The organism is Paenibacillus sp. FSL H8-0259 (assembly GCF_037963255.1).
Classification (GTDB): Bacteria; Bacillota; Bacilli; order Paenibacillales; family Paenibacillaceae; genus Paenibacillus_AQ; species Paenibacillus_AQ phytohabitans.
Genome location: NZ_CP150147.1, coordinates 4,983,639 through 4,995,485, shown reverse-complemented (window position 1 = coordinate 4,995,485; position 11,847 = coordinate 4,983,639). Strand labels below are relative to the sequence as shown.

15 protein-coding genes are annotated in these 11,847 nt (G+C 50.6%); 14 read left to right on the top strand and 1 reads right to left on the bottom strand.

Annotated elements, in window-relative coordinates; translation table 11 throughout:
- Positions 1-43 precede the first annotated feature (43 nt).
- The 7 genes from NSU01_RS21580 to NSU01_RS21550 all read left to right on the top strand — a co-directional run bounded on the left by NSU01_RS21580 (position 44) and on the right by NSU01_RS21550 (position 4,922).
- Positions 44-298, top strand: coding sequence for a hypothetical protein (locus tag NSU01_RS21580; protein ID WP_076243247.1), 255 nt, complete (start codon positions 44-46; stop codon positions 296-298).
- Complete coding sequence (locus NSU01_RS21575) at positions 295-1,425, top strand: SGNH/GDSL hydrolase family protein (protein ID WP_076243246.1); 1,131 nt, start codon at positions 295-297, stop codon at positions 1,423-1,425. Before NSU01_RS21580 ends, NSU01_RS21575 begins: the two co-directional genes overlap by 4 nt.
- A gap of 785 nt (positions 1,426-2,210) precedes the next feature.
- Positions 2,211-2,744, top strand: coding sequence for a TetR/AcrR family transcriptional regulator (locus NSU01_RS21570; protein WP_076243245.1), 534 nt, complete (start codon positions 2,211-2,213; stop codon positions 2,742-2,744).
- Between the two features lie 12 nt (positions 2,745-2,756).
- Entirely contained in the window at positions 2,757-3,080 is a 324-nt protein-coding gene (locus NSU01_RS21565; RefSeq protein ID WP_042138348.1) for a multidrug efflux SMR transporter, read from the top strand.
- A 3-nt stretch (positions 3,081-3,083) separates the two neighbouring features.
- A complete protein-coding gene (locus tag NSU01_RS21560; protein ID WP_042138345.1) occupies positions 3,084-3,437 on the top strand; it encodes a multidrug efflux SMR transporter in 354 nt (117 codons plus the stop codon).
- Between the two features lie 178 nt (positions 3,438-3,615).
- Positions 3,616-4,359, top strand: coding sequence for an N-acetylmuramoyl-L-alanine amidase (locus NSU01_RS21555; RefSeq protein ID WP_042138343.1), 744 nt, complete (start codon positions 3,616-3,618; stop codon positions 4,357-4,359).
- 38 nt (positions 4,360-4,397) lie between these two features.
- On the top strand, positions 4,398-4,922 hold the full coding sequence (locus tag NSU01_RS21550; protein ID WP_076243244.1) for a DNA topology modulation protein: 525 nt from the start codon (positions 4,398-4,400) through the stop codon (positions 4,920-4,922).
- A 95-nt stretch (positions 4,923-5,017) separates the two neighbouring features.
- Here the strand turns inward: NSU01_RS21550 and NSU01_RS21545 are convergent, their stop codons facing one another.
- Positions 5,018-5,551: a CDP-alcohol phosphatidyltransferase family protein gene (locus NSU01_RS21545; RefSeq protein WP_076243243.1), complete on the bottom strand. Its 534-nt coding sequence runs from the start codon at positions 5,549-5,551 to the stop codon at positions 5,018-5,020.
- A 217-nt stretch (positions 5,552-5,768) separates the two neighbouring features.
- On the opposite strand from NSU01_RS21545, the gene NSU01_RS21540 reads away from it, so the two are divergent.
- From NSU01_RS21540 to NSU01_RS21510, 7 genes are all read left to right on the top strand, one after another.
- Positions 5,769-6,650, top strand: a complete 882-nt coding sequence (locus NSU01_RS21540) for an AraC family transcriptional regulator (protein WP_042138339.1) — start codon at positions 5,769-5,771, stop codon at positions 6,648-6,650.
- A 109-nt stretch (positions 6,651-6,759) separates the two neighbouring features.
- A complete protein-coding gene (locus NSU01_RS21535; RefSeq protein ID WP_076243242.1) occupies positions 6,760-7,380 on the top strand; it encodes a DUF2185 domain-containing protein in 621 nt (206 codons plus the stop codon).
- Between the two features lie 167 nt (positions 7,381-7,547).
- The gene (locus NSU01_RS21530) at positions 7,548-8,420 is read left to right on the top strand and encodes a hypothetical protein (protein WP_144026027.1); all 873 of its coding nucleotides are present in this window, start codon (positions 7,548-7,550) and stop codon (positions 8,418-8,420) included.
- Between the two features lie 42 nt (positions 8,421-8,462).
- Positions 8,463-8,990, top strand: coding sequence for a hypothetical protein (locus tag NSU01_RS21525; protein ID WP_076243240.1), 528 nt, complete (start codon positions 8,463-8,465; stop codon positions 8,988-8,990).
- A 22-nt stretch (positions 8,991-9,012) separates the two neighbouring features.
- Positions 9,013-9,537, top strand: a complete 525-nt coding sequence (locus NSU01_RS21520) for a hypothetical protein (RefSeq protein ID WP_256703793.1) — start codon at positions 9,013-9,015, stop codon at positions 9,535-9,537.
- Positions 9,538-9,718: 181 nt separating this feature from the next.
- Positions 9,719-10,750: an ATP-binding cassette domain-containing protein gene (locus tag NSU01_RS21515; protein WP_076243238.1), complete on the top strand. Its 1,032-nt coding sequence runs from the start codon at positions 9,719-9,721 to the stop codon at positions 10,748-10,750.
- On the top strand, positions 10,747-11,559 hold the full coding sequence (locus tag NSU01_RS21510; protein WP_076243237.1) for an ABC transporter permease: 813 nt from the start codon (positions 10,747-10,749) through the stop codon (positions 11,557-11,559). The genes NSU01_RS21515 and NSU01_RS21510 overlap by 4 nt, the downstream gene beginning before the upstream one ends.
- The last annotated feature ends 288 nt before the right edge of the window (positions 11,560-11,847 follow it).

Genomic DNA, 11,847 nt, shown 5'->3' with positions numbered 1-11,847 from the left:
CGAAAAAACACTAAAGAACTTAATTAGCGCAGGAGGAACATAGATGTCAAAAGAATTCTCACGGCAATATACCGAAAGTGTGAAGCTGGAATTATTGAACAGACTCGGACTGAAGCAGGTGTACTTCAAAGGGCAGCAAGGCGACGATCTGCTGTATGAAGCAACGGGCTTTGACCGCGGGACGGCGCATAAATTCTGTGTCCGGACGAAGAAGGGAACGATCGACGAGTGGGTCGGCGGTAAATGGATGAAGGTCCGCAGCTTCACGATTGCCACAGGGCGGGAGGGAACAGAATGAGCGGGAATGCCCATTTACAGGTACAGCGGCTGGCTGAAATCGAGCATTTGAAGATTCATGGCAGAACGACCGGCGGCTTGGACCCGGTTACGTTATTCTGGACGGGCAGTGCCATCGAGCTGAATGTTCAGGCTTCCGGGCTATGGATTGAGGTGGAATCCGGTTATGACCAATACGAATCCTGGATCAGTATCTTGATTAACTCCGTTCCGGTCAGCAGACAGATGCTGAATGCCGGAAGGTACTGGATTTGTGTATTCCGCGGAATGAACCCTGACACCGTGAAGAATATCCGGATTGTAAAAGAGGTCCAGGCCATGAGCGGCGACCCGGGCTGCCATCTGCAGTTCCATGCGGTCCGGACAGACGGAGCGTTCCTGCCGGTTGAAGCGAAGCCCTACCGGCTTGAGTTCATCGGCGACAGCATCACTTCAGGTGAAGGCGTTATCGGAGCCCGGGAGGAGCTGGACTGGATACCGGCCTGGTTTAGCGGTGTACATAATTACACGGCCCTGACCGCAGAAGCCGTAAATGCAGACTACCGGGTGATTTCGCAGAGCGGCTGGGGCGTGCTCACCAGCTGGGATAACAATCCAAATGGTAATATTCCAGATATCTATGAGCAAGTCTGCGGCCTGCTCACCGGAGAGCTTAATGAAGCGCTCGGAGCGCATAAGGTGAACGACTTCGAATCCTGGCAGCCGGATGTCGTGGTCGTTAATCTTGGCACCAATGATAACGGTGCATTTCATTCCCCGGAATGGGTGGATGAAGGTACCGGGCAGAGATATAAGCAGCGGCTGAAGGAAGACGGCAGTTATCATGAAGACGATCTGTCAGCGTTTGAGACGGCAGTGGTGAAATTCCTGGGCAAGCTGAGACGGTATAACAACACTGCCCATATTCTCTGGGCGTATGGCATGCTGGGCATTCCGCTGATGCCGGCGATTTATCGTGCTGTGGATGCTTATATCCAGTCCACTGGCGACAAGAAAGTGTCAGTGTTTCAATTGCCGGATATGACGGACGAAACGGCGGGAGCAAGAACCCATCCGGGCTTACCGGCCCACCAGCAGACTGCTCAAGAGTTAAGCGGCTATATTAAGGGATTGTTATCAGGATCATAAGAACGTCAAATAGACTAATTCCATATTCAAAAGGGTTGCGGGACGCTCATCAGCGGATGGGCGTTTTTTGCTGTGTAGGGCGTACCTGTAATTATTATATTCGTCTGTTGGGGATAAGTTTCAGTGGAATTTGGAGCAGATCCTTCTCCGTCTGAAGGATGAATTTGATTTTGTGTTAGGTCAAATGATCCCATGTTTAGAAGCGTATCTGAGCCGCCGGCCCTGGATGCAATCTGTTGATTCGTATGTCTTGATTAAGGACTTTAGAGAACGAGAGAGACTGATCGAATGTATGCGAAAAACCGAATACAATGTGCCAATGATAAGGTAAATGAGCCGAATGTATGCGGAAAACCGAATACAATGTGCCCATGATAGGGTAGATGAGGCGAATGTATGCGAAAAACCGAGTACAATGTGCCAACGATAAGGTAAATGAGCCGATTGTATGCGAAAAACCGAATACAATATGCCAGCGATGGGGAAATGAGCTGAATGCGAATGAGGGGAAAAAGTGCCCCTGAATGCGCTGAAAGTGGGCGGGAGGCATAGATTAGGATCAGTATTGCGCTTGATTTCCCCGGGAAACTGTACAGAGGGAGCTGCCCCAGAAGAAGTCTGAAGGGAGCAATGTGGTGGCCTACAATCTCCAAAGTTGCTAAAGGCCGGATAAGCCGCATAATGCATAAACTCCTGTTGGATTTTTCTGCAGGGCGACTTTGTTCCTGTTCTTCATTTGACATACGAACCGTCCAGACGGTATAGTAAATACAGAGGTGATTCACATGAACAGCAATTCCAAACGCAATTTGATTTTGGCAGCCGCTTCAAACGTCGTGAAGCATCAAGGAATCGAGAAGCTGACACTTGAGGCGGTGGCCGCCGAAGCAGGGGTGAGCAAAGGCGGTCTGCTGCATCATTTTCCGAATAAGGACGCCTTAATTCAAAGCATGGTGTCAGGAATAACCAATGAATTCATAACAGATGTTCAGAATAGGGCGGCCCGGGATACACGGGATCAAGGGAAATGGAGCCGGGCCTATTTGGAGTCCACCGTCGAAGCAGATAAGGAAGCGCAGGGCATGAACGTAGCGCTTAACGCAGCGCTTTTTAGCAACGGGGATCTGCTGGAGGACCTTCGGAAACAGTACTCCGTCTGGCAGGAGAACATTGAGAACGATGGACTTGATCCGGTGATCTCCTCAATTGTCCGGCTGGCTGTAGACGGCCTGTGGTTATCGGAGGTATTTGGAATCGGTGAAATCAGCGGTGAAATGCGGGACAAGGTCGTCAGCAAATTGCTGGAGATGATTAATTAGGAGGCAACCCAAGTGAATTCTTATGTATTATTGTCGTTAGCTATTGTGAGTGAGGTCTTCGGCAGCTCCATGCTTAAGGCGTCGAACGGGTTCAAAAGACTGCTTCCATCCATTGCGGTGGTCGCCGGCATGGGACTGGCATTCTTTAATCTGTCACTCGCGCTGAAAGAGATCCCCCTCGGGACGGCTTATGCCATCTGGTCAGGTGTGGGAACGGCGTTAACCGCATTGGTTGGCGTACTGGTCTATAAAGAAAGTCTGAATGTCAAAAAAGTAGCAGGACTGCTCCTCATCATTGGCGGTGTGGTGCTCCTGAAGCTTTCAACGGAGGGTTGAACTGTGAAAAGTTATCTTGCACTAAGTATTGCCATCATCTCGGAAATTTTTGGCACGACGATGCTCAAGCTCTCCGACGGATTCAGCAGTGTGCTGCCGTCTATCGGGGTAGTGATTGGAATGGGTGTGGCTTTTTACAGCTTGTCCATTAGTCTCAGAACCATACCGTTAAGCCTGGCTTATGCCATCTGGTCCGGGGCAGGGACGGCGCTGACTGCACTCATCGGCATCCTGATCTGGAATGATCCCTTCAACCTGCTTACCGGTATCAGTCTGCTTATCATTATCGGGGGGCTTGTCTTGCTGAATTCCTCTAGTCATGCCGGGCAGGCAGCAGAGCATACACCCGCCAAATAGCATGGAAATAATAAAAGACTGATTGGAGCCATGACAAAGGCCTCCATCAGTTTTTTTGCAAGGATAAGAATCTATAGGTGTCCGTGTATCGTTACAGAATTAGGTCTTGCCTATCCAGCCTCCAGTATGCTGAAATGTAAGGGGATACGAAATGAAGTAGCGATAAGGAGAGACCGGAATGAGGAAGATGTACATTATAGCTGCCGCATGGCTCAGTCTGCTACTGCTTGCGGCATGCAGTGATGGCGTCAGTAACGGTTCAGGCGGGAACAGCGCAGATTCAAGTCTGGCTGCGGCTCCGGCGGCGGGTAATCGGGCAATTCATGAACCAGATCGTACAAGCGGGCCTGGAAGCAGTGATCCGGTGTATTCCGGACCTGTATACAAGGTCGTAATCGATCCGGGGCATGGCGGTGAAGACCCGGGCGCGACTTCTGTGAGCGGACGGTTTGAGAAGGAGTTCAACCTCAGCGTGTCACAGGCGGTAGCTGCGGAGCTGGCGGATGATCCGCAGCTTCAGATTGAGCTTACCCGGACCGGGGATGCTTTCATTTCCACGCATGAGCTGTACCGGCCGGAGTTCGCGAATAACCTCCCGGCAGATTTATTTATCTCCATCCATGGTAATACCTATGAGGATTCGTCTGCATCGGGCACGGAGTCCTTTTATTATCATGACGAATCACTGGCTTTTGCCGAGACTATACATAAGCATGTCATTCAAGCTACCGGGCTTAAAGACCGCGGAGTTAAGGTTGCGAACTTCTTTGTGCTGCGGGAGACGGAGATGCCGTCCGTGCTGCTGGAACTGGGGTATTTGACGAACCCGGGCGATGAGGCGAAGATGTGGACCAATGAGTTTCAGGAAGCAGTTGCCTCATCCATCGCGGATGGAATCAAGGAATACTTGCAGCTGGATTGAAGGGATAGTAGTTACGTCATATTGGACAGGGAGAACTTATGAACCGGATTCTAATTCTCGGATCAGGAGGCTCGGGCAAATCCACCTTGGCACAGCAGCTCGGCGGTCTGCTCCATCTTCCGGTTGTGCATCTGGATTCCCATTTCTGGAGCCCGGGCTGGATTCCCAAGCCGGATGAGGAATGGGACGGGCTGGTCCGGCAATATACGGATCAAGAGCAGTGGATTATGGATGGCAACTACTCAAGGACGATGGATATCAGGATCAAGCGGGCGGATGTCATCATTTTTCTGGATCTGCCGAGGCTCTTATGTATGTACCGGATTGTGAAGCGGCGTCTAATGTACCATAACCAAACCAGACCCGATATGAACGAAGGCTGTCCGGAGAAGCTCGACTGGGCGTTCGTGAAATGGGTCTGGAGCTACAAGACACGAAGCCGCGACAACACCATTGCAAGACTCCGGCAGGCCGGCGCTCATCAGCAAGTCATCACCGTTACCTCCAGACGACAGGTCAAGGCGTTAATCAGAAGCTTTGCGGATGCCGGACCTGTTGGCTAAGTATTCGTGGTGTGCGGGATTATAGAAGAATAGGCAGTATTACCGGAGAACCCGTTGTGTGTGTTATGGGTTCTTTGGGGTATATGAACAGAAGATTAGCGCCGCCGATGCAGCCCCTTCCGGTCCAGCTGCAGCTGGCTTGAGCTCAGAAGGATGATGAATTCCTCCACAGCGGATATAGTAGCTACGGTGCATACAACAGCAGTCCAGACACCTTGATGAATATAAGGAAGGAGCAGAGGTGTGATAAATAACAGGAGTCCGGCGAGCTTGTTGCCATAAGTATGAATGCTGCCGTAGGTCCGGAATCTGCGCAGTGCGGTCAGCATGGAGGCACCCCGGATTAAGGCGATCAGCATGATCCAGAGGAGAACCCCGGGTGTAAGTCCAAGGAACGGATACAATGTATATAATGCGGCGCCTACCAGCGTCATGTCGGCCAGGGAGTCAAGCTTGGCGCCGAGACTGCTGGTTGTTCCGGTTTTTCTGGCAATCGGCCCGTCCAGCATATCTGTGATTCCGCAGAGGATATAGACAGCGGTGAAGCCCGCGCCCAGCGGCTCAAGCCCTAACAGCAGGAGTGCCAGCAAGGTCCGGCTGAGCGTTATGCAGTTGGGTATAAGCTTCATTTCAAGCCTCCGTCTTCCCGCCGGGGGAAATTGCTTTTTATATAGTATCTATGCTTCATTATCATTAAAATAGAGCCGATTGTCTTCATATATATCAACTATATTATGGCAGAATTATTGCTGCGTCAGGGGCAGTACCCGTCAATCTGGTGCAGGAACTGTCGGACCCGGTCTTGGGATAGCTGTTAATCTGATGGTGAGGAAAGGGTGATAAACGATGAACCTGCTCGAAAATATGAACGCGGCACTCTCCTATATTGAAGAGCAGCTGGAGGGTGAGGTGGATGTCAGGGAGGCAGCGAGGCGGGCGTTATGCTCGGAGTATCATTTCACGCGGATGTTCTCCTTTCTGGCAGGTATTCCGCTGTCGGAATATATCCGCCGCAGACGTCTCACATTGGCCGCATTCAAGCTGCAGGGCAGCCAGCAGCGGATTATTGATCTGGCCCTGGAATTTGGTTATAGTTCACCGGATGCCTTCACCAAGGCCTTCCAGCTGGTTCACGGCGTGACGCCGTCGGAAGCAAGAAGTGCAGGGACACCGCTGAAGGCCTTTCCCCGGATGACTTTTCAATTAACGATCAGAGGAGGCAGTGAAATGAATTACCGTATGGAAGAGAAAGCGGCTTTTAGCATCGTCGGACTGAAGAAAAGGGTGCCTATCCAGTTCAACGGAGTGAATCCGGAAATCGCAGCGATGTGGCAGAGTCTCAATATGGAGATCATTACTGAACTGAAGCAGCTGTCCAACATCGTTCCTGCAGGGATGATCAGCGCATCGGTGAATTTCTCCGAAGGGCGGATGGAGGAACGGGGGGAGCTCGATCATTATATTGGTGTAGCTACCACACTGGACTGTCCTCCCTCCTATGCCAAGCTTGAAGTCCCTGCGTCTACATGGGCTGTATTTGAAGCGGTGGGGCCGTTTCCGGATACGCTCCAGAATATCTGGGGCCGGATTTATTCCGAATGGTTCCCCTCCTCCAATTACGAGCAGGTCGAAGGGCCGGAGATCCTCTGGAATGAGAGCAAGGATACAACTTCGCCAGCGTACAGAAGTGAAATATGGATACCTGTACAGGAATCGAAACTCCTTTAATTGTCCCTGTGCCTGAGCTTAAGATGGGTGGATTTTCCCATCCAAATGAATCGTGTCTCCCGCAATGGGGTAATGGTAGTCTAGCACTACAGACTAGGAGGCACACGTTATGGAATGGACTTTGGAAGATGTGGAAGAAGTGAGCCGGCAGCATCCTAATTCTTTCTTTATTCCCTCCCGGCAAGAACGGATGACCCAGAACCCAGGAAGAATGGTTAGGCTGCATTTCATCCTGACGAACCCGAAAGAAGGAGAACCCCGCGCTGAACGGATGTGGGTGGAGATTACCAGGCAAGATCCGGTTACCGGACGTTATACGGGGCTGCTGACCAATGTGCCCGGAGTGATACAGACACTGCAACCTGGAGATACCGTGGAATTCGAGCCCAGACATATTGCCCGGACAATTCTGCGAGAAGGAGACCCGGCGTGGGTCGAGGCAGGCGAGAAGGCGGCGCTGGTAACCAAGAAATGCATGCTGTCCGGCAGCGGGGTTCGCTGGATGTACCGTGAAGCAGCCACACGGGAGCAGGACAGCGGATGGAGGCTATTCACCGGGGATGAGGATGGAGCATACCTGAGTGATCCCAAGAATACCGCGATCATGAATGTGTACGATCTGATTGACCGCGACCCGGGCTTACTGGAGCCTTTTAGAGGAGCTGTAGGTACGGCATTTGAACGGAGCGGCCCGGATGCAGCATGGGTAGAAGTGAAGAATTGGCGGTAAGCAAAATATGCGGGGCTGGCGGTTCACAGAAATCTGTAACCGGCAGATGCTGGAATCAGGTATAGGCAGTGCATAAGCATGGGCAAAGGTGCGGAGGGGACAACAGTTCTCTACCGCGCCTTTGTTGCTGTTTAGTTAAATAATGTAAAATGAGGGAGTGCAATATTTTGATGAGATTCCAAACCATGATAGTATCCTTTCTCCGCTCCAGACACGGCTGGTTAAAAGCCGGGATCGCAGCAGCAGTGCTGGTGATCCTTATTGGCGGTGCACTCTTTCTGCGCCCTGTTAAAGATCAGGAACCCGTAGCCCCAAAGGGAGGAATAATATCGCCAGTCTTTAACTTGCCGTCACAGACGGAGGGGATTCTCAATGCAACGATGTTAGGAATGATATATTATAACGGCAAAGTGTACACTCAAACGTATACGGAAATCCCGCCCGAACAAGCAATAAATTTGAGAGGGAAGAAGCTCGGAACGGCTAAAGGCAATCTTAACGGTTGGAAGCAGCAGGGGAAGAAGGACACTAATCTAGCTTCAACAGTTGATAAGGCAGATGTCTATGCTGTGAAAGGCTATAATAAGAATTTCCGAATAATGACATATTCTGAAGAGCATTCGTATGTTCAAACTGCATTTTATGAGTGTACGGGCGGGTTGCCGTTAAGTGAGGGCAGAGATTTTTTCAAACCCTTTAAAATGGCCGGAAATGTGGTTAGTGCCCAATATCAAAGCTACTCAGAGTGGAGAACAGGTATAGATCAGTTACACCCGGTTCCTGATTTGGAACTGATCAATACCCTGGTTGATCAGCTGTATGATGCCAGATTATCTGTACATGAGGGCATGGATGGACAATTGGGCGACTATGACAATGATGAACGGTACAGACGAATTACAATTCATTTAAAAGATGGCACTGAGGTTACTTTGATAATAATCAAAGGCGGCTACATTGATTACGGATTTGCCAGAATGTATTTCCAAATCGATAACGAATTCGCTACGCAGCTCTGGGATGCTTTGAGTCCGATATAATTCTGTACCGGAAGTTTAGGGAAGCGGAAAGGGGACATACATATGGGCAACCGGATATCTATGCCAGAGCACTTTGGCGAAAGCATTGAGTCGTTAAAAATGTCGAATAGTCTGACCTCCTTTTTTATTGAGGTGCTGGCGCTCAGCGGGTCTATGTTTGCAGAAAACAACCGCGAGAAAGAAATGGTGATCTGGTTAGCTCAGCAGGACCAGTCAGTGGTAGGTATAGGAACTGTCGGTTTTGATATCGATGATATGCCGTGGACTATAGAATCGTTTGAACGGGAAAGGAATTTTATCTTACACACGATTTCAGGAGCAATGGAACGTCATGGTTGGGAGCGGCTGAAGTATGAACCCCGGGAAGATTGGATCATAGAATGCTTATTAAAGTTTCAGCGGATGATTTTTGCTTTTGATAAAGACAGCATTAAGATGGAAAGTTATTTAGAATGGTCAAAAATTGAAGAAGATGATAATAATCCTACGATCCCTATCGGGTACCCGAAATGCGGTATTCATGATATTTACTTGTCTTGCCACGGCTGTATATTGTGTAATAATACCTAAGAACATGCTGGAGGCGGATACAGTGAATAAATTATGCTTATTGCTGCTCGCAGTACTGCTCCTAAATGGCTGTAGTACGGATAAGGAGGCAGAGCGCGCTGCTGGGCAGAACGTTATGCCGCAAGAAATGCCCGGAGATTTCGACTTTCTGGTCCGGTACGGCTATGGAGAAGCTACCAAGAATGAGATCAATACGTATCAGGATATAGTGGTAAAGGATCTGATCATGAATGGGACAGCGACGGCAAATGTTACTCTGACCGGGGATGAAATGCGCAGCATCTATGACCAGATGAAGGAAATCAACATTATAGGGACGATGGAGCTTGTGCCCGCCAGGCAGAGTTGTGCCGTCACCCCCTATCAGGAAGACAGCTGGCAGATTACTGTAGACGGAGTTACCCGTAATTTGAGCTGGTCCGGTGAGACTTGTGAGCTTACAGAAGATGCCGGGCAGCTGCTGGAGCTGCGGACCTTCATCGCGGACATCGTAGCCGGTAAGGATGCGTACCAGGCATTGCCGGAAGCCGAGGGCGGTTATGATTAAGAGTATTGTATTTAAGGTGTACGTCTGCAAGCGTACTTCTTCAGTCCGATCCCAAGGGATCGGATTTTTGTTTTAATAAGACGTGGGAAAAGCAACCTGGCGGATGAGAGGCAAGTTTATATTCAGTTTAAAAAAGTCGGGTACCATCCTAATACATTCAGTCGTCTAGGAGGAATAAGGGATGAAACAAGTACAACAATCAGGAAGAGCGCAGGAGACTGGCAGCTATGCCATCGAAGCGCAGGGGCTTGTCAAAACGTACGGCAGCAACCGCGCGGTCGATGGTGTGGACCTCAAAGTGGGCACGGGCATGATCTACGGTGTGCTGGGTCCGAACGGGGCCGGCAAGACAACCGTAATCCGCATGCTGGCCACCTTACTGCGGCCTGACGCAGGTTCGGCGCGTATCTTCGGACATGATGTGGTTAAAGAACCGCAGATCGTGCGTCAGTTAATCGGAGTAACGGGTCAATATGCATCAGTGGATGAGTCACTCAGTGCAACAGAGAATCTGATTATCTTCTCCAGACTGCTCGGACTGGGACGCGCCGAATCGAGAAATAAGGCTGGAGAGCTGCTGGAAGAGTTCGGCCTGACGGAAGCGGCCAAGCGTCCGCTGAAGAATTTCTCCGGCGGGATGCGCCGGCGGCTGGATCTGGCTGCCAGTCTGATTGCGCAGCCGCCGCTCATTTTCCTGGATGAACCAACGACCGGACTTGATCCGCGGACGCGCAATCAAATGTGGGACACCATCCGGCGGCTTGTATCGACCGGGTCAACCGTATTGTTAACCACGCAGTATCTGGAAGAAGCGGATCAGCTGGCTGACCGGATTGCCGTGATCGACACCGGAAAGGTGGTTGCAGAGGGCACCGTAGATGAATTGAAGGCTTCCGTCGGCAACTCCTCGCTGCATCTGAAGGTCTTGAACCCGCAGGATATGGGGAATGCCCGTCTAATCGTCGAGCGGGTGCTTCAGGTGCGGTCCAATGTATCGTCAGAATCCGCAAAAATCATGGCGCCGATGGGCGATGTTGACCGGGTAACCGACCTGCTGATCGCGCTTCGCGGGGCGGGAATTCCGCTGCTGGAGATGAGTGTGCAGAAGCCGACACTGGATGAAGTGTTCCTGACCTTAACCGGTGATGGCGTGAAGGAAGAGGCCGGATATGCATCCGGATCAGCCAAGAATAAAGAGGGGGTATTGGCATGAGTACTGTAATCAAGCCGGGTACAGAACGCCGTCTGAAGAATCATACCAGCTTCGGCCAGGCGGTGCGCAATTCATTAACGATGGCCTATAGAGGGCTGCTCAAGATCCGGCGGACACCGGAGCAATTGTTTGACGTCACGTTCCAGCCGATCATTTTCACGCTGATGTTCACCTATATCTTTGGAGGGGCAATTGCCGGTGATGTAGCAAGCTATTTGCCGGTGATTATCCCCGGTATCTTAGTGCAGACCGTAATTACGACGTCTGTCGTCACGGGAGTCCAACTGCGGGAGGATATGGAGAAGGGCGTGTTTGACCGCTTCAAGTCCCTGCCGATTGCGCGGATTGCCCCTCTGGCGGGCGCGCTGCTCGCAGATACTATCCGTTATACCATTGCTACTGTGCTCACCTTTGTTATGGGTTACATCATGGGCTTGCGTCCAGAAGGCGGCATCGGAAATGTTGCGCTTGCAGCTGTACTTGTAATCGGATGCTCATGGGCGATCAGCTGGATCTTCGCTTTCTTTGGTGTAATCGCCCGGACAGCTTCCAGCGTGCAAGGGATATCGATGATCGTACTGTTCCCGTTAACCTTCCTCTCGAATGCGTTCGTGCCGGTTGATACAATGCCGAAATGGCTGCAGTGGTTTGTAAATATCAATCCGATCTCACATCTGGTCACCGCCGTCCGCAATCTGGTCAACAACGGAACGGTAGGCAGCGATCTGGTCTACTCGCTTATCGGTGCCGCAGTCATTGTCGCCATCTTCGCTCCAATCACGGTGCGTGCGTATATGCGCCGTACGTAATCCACTTTACTGAAAGACGCTAACGGATGTAGCAATACATCGGGTTAGCGTCTTTTTGCTTTTGGCAGGAAATCCTAGATCAAATGTTGAAGTTTATTCTATATTTAACTATTTAACTATTTAGCTTGAACTGGAGAACTTTCTGATTCGCAGCACGTCTTGCCCGAATTGCAAGTTACGGGTGGTCTGCTATGAGACTACCGCTCATATTATAACTGTAATTTGTACAACTATAACGCTACATTTCAGCGCAGGAACAGTTTTAATTGCACTTTGTACACTTATAAA